The sequence below is a fragment of the Streptomyces sp. NRRL S-920 genome (assembly GCF_000717945.1).
In the GTDB taxonomy this organism is placed as follows: domain Bacteria; phylum Actinomycetota; class Actinomycetes; order Streptomycetales; family Streptomycetaceae; genus Streptomyces; species Streptomyces alboniger.
Genome location: NZ_JODF01000004.1, coordinates 78,862 through 96,536, shown reverse-complemented (window position 1 = coordinate 96,536; position 17,675 = coordinate 78,862). Strand labels below are relative to the sequence as shown.

Sequence of the window (17,675 nt, the reverse complement as noted above, 5' to 3'; positions counted from 1 at the left end):
AGCGAATTTCCGATGCACCTTTCGGGTTCCGCTTGAGAGGATGCCCGTCATGGTCCAGACGCCCTCCACCACTTACACCCACGACTCCACCACCGCCCCGCCGAAGAAATCCGTACCGGTGTGGGCCGTCCTCCTGACCGCCTGCGCCGGTCAGTTCCTGGTCGTCCTCGACGTCTCGGTGGTGAACACCGCGCTGCCGTCGATGCGCTCCGACCTCGGCATGAGCGCCATCGGACTCCAGTGGGTCGTCAACGCCTACTCCATCGCCTTCGCCGGGTTCATGCTGCTCGGCGGCCGCGCGGGCGACCTCTTCGGGCGCAAGCGGATGTTCCTGCTCGGGCTCGGTCTCTTCACCGCGGCCTCGCTCGGCGGCGGCCTCGCGCAGGCCGAGTGGCAGCTCCTCGCGGCGCGGGCCGTCCAGGGCCTCGGCGCCGCGGTCCTCGCGCCCTCCACGCTGACGATCCTCACCTCGGCGGTGCCGGAAGGCCCGGCGCGGATACGGGCGATCGGCATCTGGTCCGCGGTCGGCGCGGGCGGCGGCGCGGCGGGCGGCCTGGTCGGCGGCGCCCTCACCGACCTGCTCTCCTGGCGCTGGGTGCTCCTCATCAACGTACCGATCGGCGTCCTGGTGATCTTCGCGGGCGTGGCCTGGCTGGCCGAGAGCAGGGCGGGGCAAGCACGTCGCCTGGACGTGCCGGGCGCGGTCCTCGTCACGGCCGGGCTCGCCACCCTCGCGTACGGGATCGTGCAGACCGAGGAGAAGGGCTGGACGGCGGCCGCGACCCTCGTGCCGCTGGCGGCCGGGCTGGCGCTGCTCGCGGCCTTCCTCGTGGTGGAGGCGCGCACGCGGGTGCCGCTGATGCCGCTGAAGCTGTTCAAGGTGCGTTCGGTGTCGGCCGCGAACGCCGCGATGTTCGTGTGCGGCGGCGGCATGTTCGCCATGTGGATGTTCATGACGCTGTACGCCCAGAACGTCCTCGGCTACTCCCCGCTGAAGGCGGGCCTCGCCCTCATACCGTCCTCGCTCACCATCGTCCTCGGCTCGATGCTGGCGCCGCGCGTGATGCCGGTGCTCGGCGCGAAGAACGTCTCCATACTCGGCATCGTCGTGGCCGCCGCCGGCTTCGGCTGGCAGTCGACGATGACGGTCGACGGCGCGTACGTCACCACGATCATGCTGCCCGGCATCGTGATGATGTTCGGCGCGGGCCTCGCCACGACCCCGCTCGCCTCGCTCGCCACGTCGGGCGCGCAGCCCGGTGACGCCGGGCTCGTCTCGGGCCTGGTCAACACCTCCCGCACGATGGGCGGCGCGCTCGGCCTCGCGGTGCTCTCCACGGTGGCGGCGGCGCGGATGGACGGCTCGACGTCACGGCAGGCGCTGACCGACGGCTACGCGATGGCGTTCCGCACGAGCGGGTTCATCCTGCTGGCGGGTGTGGTGGTGCTGCTCCTGTGGATGCCGCGGCAGCGAGCGGCCACCGAGCGCTGAGGCGACGGAGCTGAGGCGGCGGTGACGAGTGCCCGCGCGCGTCAGGGGTTGTTCAGATAGGCGAGGACGGCGAGGACGCGGCGGTTGCCGGCGTCGTCGTCGGTGATGCCGAGTTTGCCGAACAGCGAGGTGGTGTATTTGCCGATGCTGCTCTCGCTGAGGAAGAGCCGCCGGGCGATGGCCTGGTTGGACAGTCCCTCGGCCATGAGGCCGAGTACGGAGTGTTCGCGTTCGGTGAGCCCTTCCAGCCGTCGGTTCGACGATCCGCTGGACAGCAGCTTGGCGATGACGGCCGGGTCCATGGCGGTCCCGCCCGCGGCGACGCGCTCCAGGGCGTCGAAGAACTGATCGGCGTCGAACACGCTGTCCTTGAGGGTCATGCCGATCGCGATCATCGGCGTCGATCTGATCCCGGGCGTCTGCCCTCCGTGGTACGCCGTGACGCAGGGCGTCTGCATGCTGCCCGTCATCCGAGCCGCGTTCCTCACCCGCGGCGGTGCGCTGCGCGCGGCCTTCCCCGCGTCACGCCGATCCCTGTCGCGCCCCGCTCCAGCCGCCGCTGCCCCTACGGCCGCCTCCGCGACTCGGCCGCGGCGAGTGCCGGGTCGATGACGGTCTCGCCGCGCAGTGCCTGGCGGATGGCCTCCGCAAGCTCCGCGACGGGCCCGTCCTTGACCAGGAAGCCGACCGCGCCCGCCGCCATGGCCCGGCGCAGATAGCCGGGCCTGCCGGAGGTGGTGAGGATGAGGACCCGGCAGTCGGGGCACTCCTCGCGCAGGTCGGCGGCGACGTCCAGGCCGCCGCGGCCGGGCAGTTCGACGTCGAGCAGCGCCACGTCGGGACGGTGGGCCAGGGCCGCGGCCACGACCTCGTCGCCCGCCCCGGCCTGCGCGACGACCTCGATGTCGGGCTCCATCCCGAGCAGCAGCGCGAGCGCGCCATGCGTCATGCCCTGGTCCTCGGCGAGGAGGACCCTCACACACTTCGCCGGGCGGTGGTCCCGGGGCATCTCCGTCACAGCAGAAGAGTAGGGGAGCGGTCGCATCCCGGCAGGCCGGCGAGGGGGCGCCGCGCCGGGTCCGGTGCGCGCCACGCCACCGCGCGGATCCGGGGGCATAGAGACCGGGGATAGGGGGCATGGATCTGACGTCCCGTCAGGAGCCTTCACAACTCCCCGGGGCTCGGCTATACATGGGACGCCGGACTGGAACGCGTTCTAGAACGGCCCTGTCGCGACCTCGGTGCGGTCGACGGTGCGGACGGCCGCACCGAGGTCTTCCGCGCCGGCCAGGAGCCCAAGGAGCTGCCACCCCATGCCCATTGACGCCGAGAAGGCCGTCGCCGCCGAACCCCGGTCCACCGAGATCGCCTGGGACCACAAGGACATCCAGCTCTACCACCTCGGCCTCGGCGCGGGACTGCCCGCCACCGACCCCGCCGAGCTGCGCTACACCCTGGAGTCCAGGCTGCACGTCCTGCCCAGCTTCGCCACCGTCGCGGGTGCGGCCATGGGAGTCGTCGGCGGCCTCTCGGCCCCCGGCATCGAGGTGGACCTCGCCGCGGTCCTGCACGGCGGCCAGAGCATCACCCTGCACCGCCCCATCCCCGTCAAGGGCAAGGCCGTCAACACCTCGAAGGTCGCCGCGGTGTACGACAAGGGCAAAGCGGCGATCCTCGTCCTGCGCTCCGAGGTCACCGACGACGAGGGCCCGCTGTGGACGAGCGACGCCCAGATCTTCGTACGCGGCGAAGGCGGGTTCGGCGGCGACCGCGGCCCCGCCACCCGCCTGCCCGCCCCCGATGGCGACCCCGACCTGGCGGTCGAGCGCCCCGTCCGCGAGGACCAGGCGCTGCTCTACCGCCTCTCCGGCGACTGGAACCCCCTGCACGCCGACCCCGAGTTCGCCGCGCTCGCCGGCTTCGACAGGCCGATCCTGCACGGCTTGTGCACCTACGGGATGGCCCTGAAGGCCGTCGTCGACACCCAGCTCGGCGGCGACGTCTCCCGGGTGCGGAGCTACGGCACGCGCTTCGTCGGGGTCGTCTTCCCCGGCGAGACCCTCCGCATCCGCATGTGGCGCGGCGAGGGCCGCGTCCAGGCCACCGTCACGGCGGTCGAACGGGACGACGCGCCGGTCCTCGCCGACACCGTCGTCGAACACGTCTGAGCCGCCTTCGGACCGCTCCCCGAGGGCCCGAACCCCGCCCGCTTCCCCAATGTCGACGCGTACGTCGATCCGTACGCCGAGAGGAGCCGTACCGCCATGCGCGCAGCCGTACTGCACGAGACGGGCCAGGACAAGCTCGAAGTCCTCGACGACATGGAGGCGATGGGTTTCGGCCCCGGCAAGGTGAGGATCCGGGTCCGGGCCACCGGCCTGTGCCACTCCGACGTCTCCGCGATGAACGGCGTGCTGCCGCAGCCCGCTCCCTTCGTCCCGGGCCACGAGGGCGCCGGCGAGATCATCGACGTCGGCGACGGCGTGACCGGCCTCGCGCGGGGCGACCGGGTGCTGATCTGCTGGCTGCCCGCGTGCGGGGCCTGCCCGGCCTGCAAGCGCGGCCAGACCCAGCTCTGCCTCGCCGGTTTCCTGAACGCGGGCACCCCCAACTTCCGGCGCGCGGGCGGTGACGTCTTCGGTTTCGCGGGCACGGGCACCTTCACCGAGGAGGTCGTCGTCGACGCCGGGTGCGCCGTGCCGATCCCCGACGAGGTGCCCTTCGACATCGCGGCGCTCATCGGCTGCGGGGTGACGACGGGTCTCGGCGCGGCGATCAACACCGCCGAGGTGACGGCCGGTTCGTCGGTCGCCGTCATCGGCTGCGGCGGCGTCGGCATATCCGCGATCCAGGGCGCCCGGCTCAGGGGCGCGGCGCAGATCGTCGCCGTCGACCCGGTCGCCTCCCGCCGCGAGGCGGCGCTGCGGTTCGGCGCGACGGAGGCCGTCGCCCCCGACGCACTGGCCGACGCCAAGCAGCGGATCACCGCGGGCGAGGGCTTCGACTACGTCTTCGAGGTCGTCGGCAAGTCCGCCACGGCCCGCACGGCGTACGAGATGACGCGGCGCGGCGGCACGCTGTGCGTGGTCGGCGCGGGCGCCATGGACGACCACCTCCAGCTCAACATGTTCGAGCTGTTCTTCGACGAGAAGCGGATCCTGCCGTCCATGTACGGCGGGGGCGACGTCCTGCGTTCGTACGAGAGGACCATCGCGCTCTGGCGGGCGGGCCGCATCGACCTGGAGAACATGATCACGCACCGGGTGCGGCTCGGCGAGATCAACGAGGCCCTGGAGCAGATGCGCACCGGGACCGCCCTGCGTACGTGCATCGAGATCTGAGGGGCCGCACGGGATCCGGGAGGACACTGATGTCACTGCCACTGGAGGGCCGCTCCGCGATCGTCACCGGCGCGGGCCGCGGGCTGGGCCGCGCCGAGGCCCTGGAACTGGCGCGGCTCGGCGCGAGCGTCGTCGTCAACGACTTCGGGCAGCCGGGCCGCGACGGCTCCGGGGAGGCGTCGGCGGCGCCCGCGGAGGAGGTCGCCGCCGAGATCCGGGCCGCGGGCGGACAGGCCATCGCCCACACCGGGGACGTCGCCGACCACGAACAGGCCCGCGCGCTGGTGCGGTCGGCGGTCGACACGTACGGAAAGCTCGACATCCTGGTCAACAACGCGGGCATCCTGCGGGACCGGATGATCTTCTCGATGAGCGAGAGCGAGTGGGACTCGGTCATCCACGTCCACCTCAAGGGCCACTTCAACACGACCCACTTCGCGGCCGTCCACTGGCGTGAGCGCTCCAAGGCGGCGGGCGGGCCCGTATACGGGCGGATCGTCAACACCTCGTCTGAGGCCTTCCTCGCCGGGTCCGCGGGCCAGCCCAACTACGCGGCGGCGAAGGGCGGCATCGTTGGCCTGACGACGTCGACTGCGTCGGCACTCGCCAAGTACGGCGTGACGGCCAACGTGATCTGCCCGCGCGCGCGGACACGGATGACCGAGGACGTCTTCCAGGGCTTCCAGGAGCCGGCCGACGGCCACCTGGACCCGCTGGCGCCCGAACACGTCTCGCCCCTGGTCGGCTACTTGGCCTCGCCCGCGGCCGCGCACGTCAACGGCCAGCTCCTCGTCGTGCACGGCGGCATGGTCGCGGTCGTCGAACGCCCCAGGATCGCGGCGAAGTTCGACTCGGCGAAGGAGGCCTTCACCTTCGAGGAGCTGGATGAGCTGCTCTCGCCGTACTACGCGGGCCGGCCGCCCGGAGAGACGTTCGCGGCGTCCGAGGTGCTCGGCCTCAAGCGGGGGTAGGGCGCGCGGGTCGGGCAGGGCGGCCGGGGGAGGGGCGCAGAAAAGTCCCGCCCCCGCGCCGCTTTTGGCGGCACGTGAGCGGGACTTCCGTTCTTGCTTTGCGCCCGTCGAGCTTGTGTCAGGCGTCCGACGTGTGCTTGCGGTGGCGCCCCCGCGGAGTCGTGGCCTCGTCGTGCTCGGCCACCGGGCCCCGGTGCCTACCGGCGCCGCTCCGCGCGGTCGTGTTCGCGGCCGCCGCCTGGCGCGGCTCGGTGTCCCACCGCGGCTCCGTACTGGTCTCGGTCGACATCTCTTTACTCACCCCGTAAGAAGATCCTTCGTACAGCCGGGCGAGTCTAACCGGCCGCCACCCGCCCGGTGAGGGGTGCCTGCTGCAACGGAATGGGGCGGGCCGCGGCGGGCGGCGGCTGCTTGATGCGCGGCGGCTCCACCGGCCCCTGCGCGGGCGCCGGCACCCGCGCGACACCGCAGGGCATCGTGCCCGTCACGTACGGGAGTTGGAGTACTCCGTCCTTTGTCCAGCGGCCGGAACCGGCCAACCAGCCCTCGGGTGCGCGAAGTTGACGCATGCGGCGCTCGGCGGGCCGCCAGACGCCGAGCCAGGTGCCCGCCGCGCCGTCGATCCGCAGCGCCACCGCGCAGCCCTCCGGGAGCAGCGTCTGCCCCGGCTGGATCGCGAACGGCGTGACCGCGCAGTCCGCGAGCCGCAGCGACTCGGGGAAGCGGACGGGCCGGGTGCCGCCGAGCACGCCCCAGCCGAGCCGGTCGTGACCCGGCGCGTTCGAGCGGATGAGGAGCAGGCCGCTGTCCGTGTCGGCGAGCAGCAGCCGGTCGTCGCTCTCCTCCGTGATCTGGAGCAGCGGTGAGACCTCGCCGTCGCGCTCCAGGTCGACCGCCACCGTCTTGACGCAGCCGTCGGACTCCCGGTCGAGCGCCAGCAACCGGCCCGTGCGGTCCAGCCAGACCCCGCCCGAGCAGCGCCCCGGCACCTCGGCGAGGTGCTCGGGCCCGAAGGAGCCGCCCGCCACCAGCCATACGTCCGTCGAGCGGGCGCCGACCGCGAGGGCGTAGGCGCGGGTCCCGTCCGGCGCCGGCGGCAGCAGGCTCAGCTCGCCCTCGCACTCCACGGCGCCCAGCGGGATCTCGCCGGTGTCCGGGCCCGTGGGGTAGAGCAGTGCGAAGGTGTGCCGCCCGTCCACCAGGCGGTGGATGAGGACGCGTCCATCGGTCATCGGCAGCACTTCGGTGCCGGGCTCCTCGGGCTGGTGGCCGGCGAGCGGCACCACGTAGGGCTCGGGGGAGTCCAGCGTCCAGCGCTCGGGAAACCAGCACTCGCCCCGCCGTGCGAGCCGGGCCGCGTAGGAACCGTCCACCGTGATCGTTGCCGCTGTCATCGTCGGTGTCACCTCCGGCCCCGAAGCTAGTTTTCGTACGCGCTGGCGGGGGTTGTGTGGCTGTCCACTTCACACAGAAGGGTGGAGATGTCCTGGTTCGCCTGAGGGTGCGGGGCCGGGTGTGCTGGGCGAGGCGGCCCTGCTTAAAGTTAGGGGAACCTAAGCTCGGCTGGATCCGAGCGGCGCACCCCCTTGGAGCCCCCGATGTCCTTGTCCCCACGGCCCCCGCGGCCCGCACGCTCTGCCCGCACTACGCGATCCGTGCTCCGTTCCGTGCGGGGCGGCCACCGCCGCGGTACCGCCGCGGTCGCTCTCGCCGTGACCGCCGCGCTCACCCTCGCGGGCTGCGGTTCGGGCGACGACGGCTCGGCGAAGTCCGACAACGGCAGCGGCAGCAAGGCCGTGGCCCAGGGCGGCGACGCATTCGCCGAGGCCGCCGAGCAGACGGCGAAGATGGGCACGTCGGCGAAGCAGGGTGAGTTCCCCCGCACCATCAAGCACGCCCGTGGCACGACCGAGCTGGACAAGCGGCCCCAGCGCGTCGTCGTCCTGGACGTCGGCGAACTCGACAACGTCGTCTCCCTCGGCGTCAAGCCCGTCGGCTACGCCCCCACCGAGGGCGACGACGGCATCCCCGGCTACCTGAAGAAGGAGGCCGGCACCCCCAAGAACGTCGGCACGATCAACTCCCTCAACCTGGAAGCCATCGCGAACCTCGAGCCGGACCTGATCCTCGGCAGCGAGCTGCGCGCCGCCAAGCTCTACCCGCAGCTCTCCAAGATCGCCCCCACGGTCTTCTCCATCCGCCCCGGCTTCACATGGAAGGAGAACTATCTCCTGAACGCGGCCGCGCTCGACAGGACCGCCACCGCCGAGAAGAACCTCGCCGCGTACGAGAAGAGGGCGAAGGCGCTGGGCGAGGAGATCGCCGCGGCCCACGGCGGCAAGAAGCCGACCATCACGATGCTCCGCTATATGCCGGACCGCATCCGCCTCTACGCCAAAGCCTCCTTCATCGGCACGATCCTCGACGACGCCGGCCTTCCCCGCCCGAAGAACCAGCAGGTCAACGACCTCGCCGCCGAGATCAGCCCCGAGAAGATCGACCAGGCGGACGCCGACTGGATCTTCACCGGCGTCTACGGCGACGCGGAGAAGACCGGCCGCTCCGAGGCCGAGAAGAACCCCCTGTGGAAGAAGCTCGGCGCGGTGAAGAAGGGCCACGCGAAGGACGTGCCGGACGAGACCTGGTACCTGGGCCTCGGAGTGACGGCGGCGAACAAGGTCCTGACCGACCTCAAGACCCACCTGGCCCGGTAAGAGCCGCCCCGCAGGAGCCGCCCCGCAGGAGCGCGCCGTAAGGGGCGCGGGGAACTGTGCGAGCAACCACAGAAAAGCCGCAGCCGCACCCGCTCGGAACCAGGCGGGCGCGGGCGCTCCGTAGCCGCAAGCTCGCCGCAAGTAACCACCGCCAAGCCAAGCGCAGCGGGAAGGTAGCCTTTCCCCGTGCCCCGTCTGTCTGAAGTCATCGCCGCCCTCGACGCCCTGTGGCCCCCCGGTCTGGCCGAGAGCTGGGACGCGGTCGGCACGGTCTGCGGAGACCCCGACGCGGAGGTCTCCCGCGTCCTCCTCGCCGTCGACCCGGTCCAGGAGATCGCCGACGAGGCGGTGCGCATCGGCGCCCAGCTCCTGGTCACCCACCACCCGCTCTACCTGCGCGGTACGACGACGGTCGCGGCCTCCACCTCCAAGGGCCGGGTCATCCACGACCTGATCAGGAACGGCATCGCGCTGCACGTCGCGCACACCAACGCCGACCGCGCCGACCCGGGCGTCTCCGACGCGCTCGCGGGCGCCCTCGACCTCCGTGTCGTACGCCCCCTCGTGCCGGACCCCGCCGACCCGCGGGGCCGTCGCGGCCTCGGCAGGATCTGCGAGCTTGAACACCCCCTGACCCTCGCCGAGCTGGCCGAGCGCGCGGCGAAGCGGCTGCCCGCCACCGCACAGGGCATCCGCGTCGCGGGCGACCCGGACGCGCTCATCCGCACCGTCGCGGTGAGCGGCGGCTCGGGCGACAGCCTCTTCGACGACGTACGCGCCGCGGGCGTGGACGCCTTCCTCACCGCGGACCTGCGCCACCACCCGGCGTCCGAGGCCCGCGAACGCACACCGCTGGCGCTGCTCGACGCCGCCCACTGGGCCACCGAGTGGCCCTGGTGCGAGCTGGCCGCAGCCCAGCTCGACGAGATCTCCGACCGCAACGGATGGGGCCTTCGCGTCCACGTCTCGCGCACGGTCACCGACCCCTGGACCGCCCACGCGGCCTCGACCACCGACTCAACAGGAGCCCCCAACTGAACGCCGCGCCCGCCGACCAGATCCGCCTGCTCGATGTCCAGGCCCTGGACACCCGCCTCCAGCAGCTCGCGCACAAGAAGAACTCCCTGCCGGAGCACGCCGAGATCGAGTCGCTGACCAAGGACCTCACGCAGCAGCGCGACCTGCTCGTCGCCTCGACGACCGAGGAGAGCGACTGCGCCCGCGAGCAGACCAAGGCGGAGCAGGACGTCGACCAGGTCCGCCAGCGCGCGGCCCGCGACCAGCAGCGCCTGGACTCCGGCGCGGTCACCTCCCCCAAGGACCTGGAGAACCTCCAGAAGGAGATCGCCTCCCTCGCCAGGCGCCAGGCCGACCTGGAGGACGTCGTCCTGGAGGTCATGGAGCGCCGCGAGGCCGCGCAGGAGCGGGTGGCCGAGCTGACCGAGCGCGTCTCCTCGATCCAGTCGCGCATCGACGACGCGACGGGCCGCAGGGACGCCGCGTTCGAGGAGCTGGACGGCGAGGCCGCGAAGGCCACCAAGGAGCGCGAGATCGTGGCGGGTTCGATCCCGGCCGACCTCCTCAAGCTCTACGACAAGCTCCGCGGGCAGCAGGGCGGCGTCGGCGCGGCCAAGCTCTACCAGCGGCGCTGCGAGGGCTGCCGCCTGGAGCTGAACATCACCGAGGTCAACGAAGTGAAGGCGGCCTCCCCGGACACCGTCCTGCGGTGCGAGAACTGCCGCCGCATCCTGGTCCGCACGTCCGAGTCCGGCCTCTAGGAGCCTTGTCCGTGCGGGAGTTCATCGTCGAGGCCGATGGCGGTTCGCGGGGCAACCCGGGGCCCGCGGGCTACGGCTCGGTGGTCATCGACGCGGCCACGGGGGAGACCCTGATGGAGGCCGCGGAGTACATCGGCGTCGCGACGAACAACGTCGCGGAGTACAAGGGCCTGGTGGCCGGCCTGAAGGCGGCGCACCAGCTGGACCCGGCGGCCTCCGTCCACGTCCGCATGGACTCCAAGCTCGTCGTCGAGCAGATGTCGGGCCGCTGGAAGATCAAGCACCCCGACATGAAGCCGCTCGCGGCGGAGGCGGCACGGGTCTTCCCCGCGTCCCAGGTCACGTACGAGTGGATCCCGCGGGCGCAGAACAAGCACGCGGACCGGCTCGCGAACGAGGCGATGGACGCGGGCAAGCGAGGTCTGGCGTGGTCGCCCTCGGCGTCGACCGCGGAGCTGGACACGCGGGCCGCGCGCGCGGCGGCCGCCCGGGAGCCCGCGGGCCCGCCCGGTGACGCGGCGGCGGGGGCGGCGAGGGCGCGGGCGGCGATGGCCGGGGTGTCGGGCAGCGGCGCGTCCGGGACCTCCGGGACTTCCGGGGCCTCCGGAACCTCTGGGACTTCCGGGGCCGGTGAGACGGCCGACCGACGCGCGGCGAGCGGTGTGGCGAGCAGTGCGACCGGCAGCGCGGCGGGCAGTGAGGCCGGCGGCGCGACCCGGACGCCGCCCGTCGGCTGGGCGGCCCCCGCCGACCTCGGAGCGCCCGCCACCTTCGTACTCCTGCGACACGGCGAGACCGCGCTGACACCCGAGAAGCGGTTCTCGGGGAGCGGCGGGACCGATCCGTCCCTCTCCGAGGTGGGGCGCGAGCAGGCCGAGCGCGCCGCGGCCGCCTTCGCCGCGCGCGGCACGATCCAGGCGATCGTCTCCTCGCCGCTCAAGCGCTGCCAGGAGACCGCGCGCACCGTCGCCGCCCGCCTCGGACTCGACGTCCACCTCGAAGAGGGCCTGCGCGAGACGGACTTCGGTGCCTGGGAGGGGTTGACCTTCGGTGAGGTGCGCGAGCGCCACCCCGAGGAGCTGAACGCCTGGCTGGCCTCGCCGAAGGCGGCACCGCCGGGCGGCGAGTCGTTCGCGGCGGTATCGCGCAGGGTGGCGGCCACCCGCGACCGGCTGACGGCGGAGTACGCGGGCCGCACGGTCCTGCTCGTCACGCACGTCACGCCCATCAAGACGCTGGTGCGCCTCGCGCTCGGGGCCCCGCCGGAATCCCTGTTCCGCATGGAACTCGCGGCGGCCTCGGTGTCCGCGGTGGCCTACTACCGCGACGGCAACGCCTCGCTGCGCCTCCTGAACGACACGTCACACCTGCGCTAGCGCCGCCGCCTCGCGGGCGAGGGACTCCACGCGGGCCCAGTCCCTGGCGGCGACGGCGTCGGCGGGAAGCATCCAACTCCCGCCGACGCAGCCGACGTTCTTCAGGGCGAGGTACGTCGGCGCGGTCCCGGCGCTGATCCCGCCGGTGGGGCAGAAGCGGGCCTGGGGGAGCGGCCCCCCGAGGGACTTCAGATAGGCGGTGCCCCCGGCGGCCTCGGCGGGGAAGAACTTCATCTCGCTGACGCCGTGTTCGAGCAGCGCCACGACCTCCGAGGCCGTCGAGACCCCGGGCAGGAACGGCACTCCCGCTCCCTTCATGGCCGCGAGCAGCGACTCCGTCCACCCCGGACTGACGAGGAAGCGGGCACCGGCGGCCACGGAGTCGGCGACGTTCCGCGCGGAGATGACGGTCCCGGCCCCCACGACCGCGCCCGGCACCTCGGCGGCGATGGCCCGAAGGGCATCGAGCGCGACGGGCGTCCGCAAGGTCACCTCGATGGCGGGCAGCCCCCCGGCCACCAGGGCCCGCGCCATGGGCACGGCGTCCCCGAGATCATCGACGACGACCACGGGCACGACGGGCGCGAGATCGAGAACGGAGGGCGCGGAGGGGTTCACAGGGGGCATGGGGGAATCCTGCCCCGGTGCTGGCAGCATGCGCAAAGGGCGTTGCGCATGCTGCAACGAGGCCACCTCAGGTCCTCAACGAAGCAATCTCAGATCCTCAACGAGGCAATCTCAGATCCTCAAAAGGATCTGGTCCTCAATGGGTCTGGTCCTCAATGGATCTCCCGCACCACCACATCCAGCGCCCACGGCTTCCCCGCCTTCGCGGGAGGCTCCGCTTCCACCACGTACCCGAGATCGCGCAGCGCCTCGGTCAACTCCGCCGGGTCCTTCGGCCGCGCGTCCGTCGCCAGCAGGGACCGTACGATCCGCCCCTTCGTGGCCTTGTTGAAGTGCGAGACGACGGACCGCTTCTCGACCCCGTCGACCAGCTGCGCGTGCAGCACCCGTACGGTCGCCGTCCGCCCGGCCACCTCGCCCTTCGGCTTCCACGCCGCCGCGTACGCCGACGACCGCAGGTCCAGGACGAGCCCGTCGCCCGCCGCCTCGGGCATCACGGAGGCCATCGGCGTACGCCAGTACGCGCCGAGCGCGCCCAGGCCCGGCAGCTTCACGCCCATCGAGCAGCGGTAGGAGGGGATCCTGTCACTGACGCCGACGGCGCCCCACAGCCCGGAGAAGACGAGCAGCGAGCGTGCGGCGCGGCGCTTGGCGGCGGCGTCCAGCGAGGCCAGGTCCAGGGCGTCGTACAGCACACCCGTGTAGATCTCCCCGGCCGGCCGCGCGCCCGCCGTGCGCAGCTCGGCGTTCTTGGCGACCTCGCCGCGCAGCCCCTCGCTCAGCCCGAGCACGTCCCGCGCCTTCTCCTCGTCGGCGGCGCACAGCTCGACCAGCTCGTCGAACACCGCCCGCCGCGCCTCGGCGAGCCCCGGCAGCGACAGGCTCTCGGGCTTGAGCGGGGCACCCCGCCCGGACGAGGCCTTGCCTTCGGACGGCGGCAGCAGGACGAGCACGATCGGACTCCTTTGGCGGTACGAGGGAGGGGTGCGGCCCCTGTGAAAAGGTTACGGGGGCGGCAGCGGCCGCCGAGCCCACGGGGCGGACACGTCCTAGAGGGTGCCGAGCCGTCCACGGCCCCCTACGCTCGGGGCATGCCCCGCCGCCACCTCCATGTGACCGGCGCAGCGGAGGCTCCGTTGCGGGCCGCGCTGCGTGAACTGCGTACGACACTCGACGTGCCCGGCGCCTTCCCGGCCGACGTGCTCGCGGAGGCGGAGCGGGCCGCCGCCTCCCCCCGGCTCCCGGACCGCGACGCCACGGACGTCCCCCTCTTCACGATCGACCCGCCCACCTCCGTCGACCTGGACCAGGCCATGCACCTGGCGCGGCGCGAGGGCGGCGGCTTCCGCGTGCGGTACGCGATCGCCGACGTCGCCGCGTACGTCACGCCCGGCGGCACGGTCGACGCCGAGGCGCACCGCCGCGTCACCACCCTCTACTTCCCCGACGAGAAGGTCCCGCTGCACCCCACGGCCCTGAGCGAGGGCGCCGCGAGCCTGCTGCCCGGCCAGACCTGCCCGGCCGTGCTGTGGACGATCGACCTCGACGAGGACGGCCGTACCGAACGCGCCGACGTGCACCGCGCCCTCGTACGCAGCCGGGCGAAGCTGGACTACGCGGGGGTGCAGAGGGACATCGACGAGGGCACCGCGGAGGAGCCGGTCGCGCTGCTGCGGGAGATCGGGACGCTGCGCGAGCGGCTGGAGGCCGAGCGCGGCGGCATTTCCCTGAACGTCCCCGAACAGGAGATCGTCGAGCGTGACGGCACGTACGAACTCGCCTACCGCGCCCCCCTGCCCGCCGACGGCTGGAACGCCCAGATCTCCCTGCTGACCGGCATGGCCGCCGCCCAACTCATGATCGACTCGGGTACGGGCATCCTGCGCACCCTGCCGACCGCCCCCGACGGCGCCGTCGGCCGCCTGCGCCGCACCGCCGCAGCGCTGCACATCGACTGGCCGCACCACGTCCCGTACGCGCGACTCGTACGCTCCCTCGACCCCCGGCAGTCGCACCACGCCGCCTTCCTCCAGGAGTGCACGACGCTGCTGCGCGGCGCGGGCTACACGGCGTTCAGCGGCGGCGAGGTCCCCGACCTCACCCTGCACGCCGCCGTGGCCGCGCCCTACGCCCACTGCACGGCCCCCCTGCGCCGCCTCGTCGACCGCTACGCCTCCGAGCTGTGCCTCGCGGCCTGCGCCGGCGCCGGGATCCCGCAGTGGGTGCTCGCCGCCCTGGACGACCTGCCCAAGGAGATGGCGGACGGCGCCCGGCGTGCCAACACCGTGGAGCGGGAGTGCGTGGACATCGTCGAGGCCGCACTGCTCAAGGACCGCGTCGGCGAGGTCTTCGACGCGGTGGTGGTGGACGTGAAGGACCGTGAACCGACGGTCGGCACCGTGCAGTTGGCCGCCCCCGCGATCGTGGCCCGCATCGAGGGCGGCCCGGCGCATCTGCCCCTGGGGGAGCGGCTGCGGGTCCGCCTCACGCGGGCGGACCCGGGGACGGCGAAGGTCCTGTTCGCGCCGGGTAACATGGTCCATACGACAGACGAGCCCAGCGGGCGGCCGCGTGAAGATCCCCTCGGGGGTCTTCCCGAGGAACGTCCGGGCTCCATAGGGCAGGGTGGTGGCTAACGGCCACCCGGGGTGACCCGCGGGACAGTGCCACAGAAAACAGACCGCCCGGCGCTTCGGTGCCGGGTAAGGGTGAAACGGTGGTGTAAGAGACCACCAGCGCCTGAGGTGACTCAGGCGGCTAGGTAAACCCCACCCGGAGCAAGGTCAAAAGGAGACGCCGCACGCGAGTGCGACGCCTCTGCGCGGACGATCGAGGGCGGCCCGCCCGAGTCCGCGGGTAGACCGCACGAGGCCGGCAGCAATGCCGGCCCTAGATGGATGGCCGTCACCCCGACGACCGCGAGGTCCCGGGGAACAGAACCCGGCGTACAGCTCGGCTCGTCTGTCACCTAGGACCTCTGGCCAGCGAAAACGCTGGTCAGAGGCCCTTTTTTGTGCACTAAGGGGCTCGGGTGGCCCCCGGTACACACCGGTTCAAACCGGACCGCCCGGGTACGTAAGTAGCCACGTAAGTAGCCACGTAAGTAGCCACGGAATCGACGCTCCACCGCCTCGTGCTGGTCACCAGCCCGCGACGCCTCTTCGGGCTATACAGCCCGAGTCGCCCAGACGCAAGACACCCTCGCCCAGCGGGAGGCTGAGCGAGGGTGTCAGGGGATCAAGGTAGTCCTGCGAGGCATCACGCAGCACTGGCGAGTAGAGGCTTCGGCCGGGCCGTCAGGCCAGCCGCGAGTGCCCCGTGCGTCTGGCCGTGGTCCTTCAGGAGGTGGCTGTAGGTTCGCCGGATCTCCTCAACCGTGTCGCCCACCCACGCGGCAACGGTGTGCTCCGGGATTCCGTTCTGGAGGCAGGTGGAGATAAAGGTGTGCCGCAGGTCGTGGAAGGTCGGCAGCTCCCCGTCCTCGTCCTTGATGCCCAGCTTCCTGAGAACGGGCTTCCAGATGTGATCGTTGAAATAGTTACGGTCCATCAGGTTGTTGCGCGGCGTCCAGAAGTAAGCGTTGGCGAACCCGCGCTTGCAGTCGTCGATCTTGCGCCGGTGCTCCCAGATCACATTCTGCGTGCCCCGAGCCGGGTACTTCTGCTGGTACTCGTCTAGGGCGTCCAGGGCGTAGGGGGGCACCGGTACGACCTTTGAGTTGAGGCGTGGGCTCGTCTTGAGGCGATCCACAAGGAGGCACTTGTAGCCGGTTTCCTTGATCCTGAGGACCTGGCGGCGCACGGTCAGCAGGCCCGCGCTCCAGTCGACGACGTCCTCGGCTACAGCGAACGCCTCCGCCTGACGGGTGCCGCATGCGAAGCCGAACATGGGGATGAGGCGGTAGCGCTCAGGGAACTCGTCGTAGATCGCCCACAGCTCCTCGGTAGTGAAGACGTAGTGCTTGGACTGTCCTACGTAGGGGCCGGAGACGCCGTACGTGGGGTTCGAGGTGATCTTTCCATTCTGGAGGGCGTCTTTCATGATCATCTGAAAGACCTTCCAGTGCCCCTCTCCCGTGGAGTTGGCGATGCTCGGGCTGTCCTCGATCTCCTTGACCCAGGTCTGAACGTGGCGCTGCTTGATGGCTTCGAGGCGTTGTCGGCCCCACCGCGGGTTGAGGTGTACGCGTATGGCGATCTCGTACTTCTCGTAGCTGGTGTCCTTCGCCCGGCACCTGCCGAGCCAATCGGCCGCCCACTTCTGGAAGGTGAGCTTCGTGTCGACGGGTTCCGGGATCACGCCGTCTGCCATGCCGTCCAGGATCGCCTGCGCCTGAGCGCGTGTCAGGCCAGAGGAGTCCGGGATGGTGGCGCGAGTGCGATTGCCCTTGTCGTTCGTGCGGTTGTAGTACCAGGAGTGGTTGCAGCCGCCGGTCTTCTTGGGCCTGTTCTGGTCAGAGCAGTCACACCGCTTCTTGGCGGTGGGCTTTTTCGGCACGGCATGCCTCTCGTCGTCAGGTGGGTCCTCGGTGCTGCCCTGGCCAGGGGAGTTGGACTGTACGTAGACGCAGCCGCGGCTGGTCAAGCCGCTTAGAGGGGAGCCGAACGGTCGGCGATCAACCCTCTGGCTGCTGCGATAACAGCTAGGTTGGCAGGTGGAATTTATTCCGTCCGTGCGTCAATCCAGGCTTCGAAATCGCGCTCTCGTACGCGGAGAATTCGGTCACTGACACGTACGACGGGTATTTCCCAGCTCCTGTAGTTGTCGAGCACGGTTCGCTTGGGGACTTCCATCCGTTCGGCGATCGTGTCGAAACTCAGCAATGCGTTGGAGCCACCGCGGGGCATCGTCTTCCCTATTCGCTCGTAGGTGTCCCCCGGCGGACCGTTCCAGCCGGATGGAGCCGGTTGCGTGCAGTCCGGCACCGACAAGTACGTGCATCAGAAAAATTTGTTACGCCGGGGAGGCCACGCGCCTGCCGCGCGGGAGCGCTGGCGCCGCCGTGTGTGCCCAGGGTGACGACCGGGGGGGGGCAGGTACTGCTGACTGGCAGGGTGATCGGGTGCGATGGTGCTCAGTCCGCCGGGCGGCTACTTCTTCAGCCCTGCCGGGCTGCGGCTCGGGCGACGCGGGCCGGGGTAGATGCGCATCACCTGCTGCGCGGCGCCCTGGCCGCGGGTGCGCAGGACGCCTCGTCGGCGGCCGACGCGCACGATGCTGGTAGCGGTCGCACCGACGGTGACCCACTGCTCGAACGGCAGGAGCATCAGGGATCGATCGGTGGTGCTCAGGGACGAGGGCATGGCTGGGGCCTTTCGATTCGGGTCTGTGCCGGCGCCGGGTTGCTCTCCCGGCCTGCGGCGGCACTGTATACCA

The 17,675-nt window shown here is 71.6% G+C and carries 14 protein-coding genes, 1 other RNA gene and 3 pseudogenes; 10 read left to right on the top strand and 8 right to left on the bottom strand.

Translation table 11 applies throughout. The features are described 5' to 3' along the window. Nucleotides 1–49 precede the first annotated feature (49 nt). On the top strand, nucleotides 50–1,492 hold the full coding sequence (locus IG54_RS0104980) for an MFS transporter (protein ID WP_030777753.1): 1,443 nt from the start codon (nucleotides 50–52) through the stop codon (nucleotides 1,490–1,492). A 41-nt stretch (nucleotides 1,493–1,533) separates the two neighbouring features. Here the strand turns inward: IG54_RS0104980 and IG54_RS0104975 are convergent. Then, nucleotides 1,534–1,878: pseudogene (locus IG54_RS0104975) on the bottom strand (LuxR C-terminal-related transcriptional regulator); the annotation flags it as partial. A 200-nt stretch (nucleotides 1,879–2,078) separates the two neighbouring features. After that, nucleotides 2,079–2,501: pseudogene (locus IG54_RS0104970) on the bottom strand (response regulator); the annotation flags it as partial. 304 nt (nucleotides 2,502–2,805) lie between these two features. Between IG54_RS0104970 and IG54_RS0104960 the strand changes: the two are divergent. The 3 genes from IG54_RS0104960 (at nucleotide 2,806) to IG54_RS0104950 (ending at nucleotide 5,804) form a co-directional block, all read left to right on the top strand. Beyond that, nucleotides 2,806–3,660 carry a MaoC/PaaZ C-terminal domain-containing protein gene (locus IG54_RS0104960; RefSeq protein WP_030777747.1) on the top strand — a complete coding sequence of 285 codons (855 nt, stop codon included), beginning with the start codon at nucleotides 2,806–2,808 and terminating at the stop codon, nucleotides 3,658–3,660. Nucleotides 3,661–3,756: 96 nt separating this feature from the next. Then, nucleotides 3,757–4,833, top strand: a complete 1,077-nt coding sequence (locus tag IG54_RS0104955; protein ID WP_030777745.1) for a Zn-dependent alcohol dehydrogenase — start codon at nucleotides 3,757–3,759, stop codon at nucleotides 4,831–4,833. A gap of 29 nt (nucleotides 4,834–4,862) precedes the next feature. Further along, nucleotides 4,863–5,804 (top strand): 3-oxoacyl-ACP reductase, encoded by a 942-nt coding sequence (locus IG54_RS0104950; RefSeq protein WP_030777743.1) that lies wholly within the window; start codon nucleotides 4,863–4,865, stop codon nucleotides 5,802–5,804. 118 nt (nucleotides 5,805–5,922) lie between these two features. On the opposite strand, the gene IG54_RS41900 is transcribed toward IG54_RS0104950, so the two are convergent. Both IG54_RS41900 and IG54_RS0104940 read right to left on the bottom strand, forming a co-directional pair. Further along, complete coding sequence (locus IG54_RS41900; protein ID WP_158708825.1) at nucleotides 5,923–6,105, bottom strand: hypothetical protein; 183 nt, start codon at nucleotides 6,103–6,105, stop codon at nucleotides 5,923–5,925. A 34-nt stretch (nucleotides 6,106–6,139) separates the two neighbouring features. Beyond that, the gene (locus IG54_RS0104940) at nucleotides 6,140–7,198 is read right to left on the bottom strand and encodes a hypothetical protein (RefSeq protein ID WP_078593705.1); all 1,059 of its coding nucleotides are present in this window, start codon (nucleotides 7,196–7,198) and stop codon (nucleotides 6,140–6,142) included. 261 nt (nucleotides 7,199–7,459) lie between these two features. Between IG54_RS0104940 and IG54_RS0104935 the strand changes: the two genes are divergently transcribed. From IG54_RS0104935 to IG54_RS0104920, 4 genes are all read left to right on the top strand, one after another. Then, the gene (locus IG54_RS0104935; RefSeq protein WP_030777738.1) at nucleotides 7,460–8,518 is read left to right on the top strand and encodes an ABC transporter substrate-binding protein; all 1,059 of its coding nucleotides are present in this window, start codon (nucleotides 7,460–7,462) and stop codon (nucleotides 8,516–8,518) included. A gap of 186 nt (nucleotides 8,519–8,704) precedes the next feature. Then, nucleotides 8,705–9,556: a Nif3-like dinuclear metal center hexameric protein gene (locus tag IG54_RS39110; RefSeq protein ID WP_030777736.1), complete on the top strand. Its 852-nt coding sequence runs from the start codon at nucleotides 8,705–8,707 to the stop codon at nucleotides 9,554–9,556. After that, on the top strand, nucleotides 9,553–10,296 hold the full coding sequence (locus tag IG54_RS0104925) for a zinc ribbon domain-containing protein (RefSeq protein ID WP_199783138.1): 744 nt from the start codon (nucleotides 9,553–9,555) through the stop codon (nucleotides 10,294–10,296). Before IG54_RS39110 ends, IG54_RS0104925 begins: the two co-directional genes overlap by 4 nt. Before the next feature lie 11 nt (nucleotides 10,297–10,307). Next, nucleotides 10,308–11,672 (top strand): bifunctional RNase H/acid phosphatase, encoded by a 1,365-nt coding sequence (locus IG54_RS0104920; protein WP_030777731.1) that lies wholly within the window; start codon nucleotides 10,308–10,310, stop codon nucleotides 11,670–11,672. Here the strand turns inward: IG54_RS0104920 and eda are convergent. Together eda and yaaA are read right to left on the bottom strand one after the other, a co-directional pair. Beyond that, nucleotides 11,658–12,299: a bifunctional 4-hydroxy-2-oxoglutarate aldolase/2-dehydro-3-deoxy-phosphogluconate aldolase gene (gene eda / locus IG54_RS0104915; protein ID WP_030777729.1), complete on the bottom strand. Its 642-nt coding sequence runs from the start codon at nucleotides 12,297–12,299 to the stop codon at nucleotides 11,658–11,660. The genes IG54_RS0104920 and eda overlap by 15 nt on opposite strands. A gap of 152 nt (nucleotides 12,300–12,451) precedes the next feature. After that, nucleotides 12,452–13,252, bottom strand: coding sequence for a peroxide stress protein YaaA (yaaA, locus tag IG54_RS0104910; protein WP_030777726.1), 801 nt, complete (start codon nucleotides 13,250–13,252; stop codon nucleotides 12,452–12,454). A 138-nt stretch (nucleotides 13,253–13,390) separates the two neighbouring features. Between yaaA and IG54_RS0104905 the strand changes: the two are divergent. Beyond that, nucleotides 13,391–14,827 (top strand): annotated as a pseudogene (locus IG54_RS0104905) (RNB domain-containing ribonuclease); the annotation flags it as partial. Between the two features lie 23 nt (nucleotides 14,828–14,850). Beyond that, nucleotides 14,851–15,263: RNase P RNA component class A (rnpB, locus tag IG54_RS39125), an RNA gene on the top strand. A 294-nt stretch (nucleotides 15,264–15,557) separates the two neighbouring features. Here the strand turns inward: rnpB and IG54_RS0104900 are convergent. Beyond that, entirely contained in the window at nucleotides 15,558–16,796 is a 1,239-nt protein-coding gene (locus tag IG54_RS0104900; RefSeq protein ID WP_030777721.1) for a tyrosine-type recombinase/integrase, read from the bottom strand. Nucleotides 16,797–17,389: 593 nt separating this feature from the next. Continuing rightward, on the bottom strand, nucleotides 17,390–17,602 hold the full coding sequence (locus IG54_RS0104895) for a hypothetical protein (RefSeq protein WP_030777719.1): 213 nt from the start codon (nucleotides 17,600–17,602) through the stop codon (nucleotides 17,390–17,392). Between the last annotated feature and the right edge of the window lie 73 nt (nucleotides 17,603–17,675).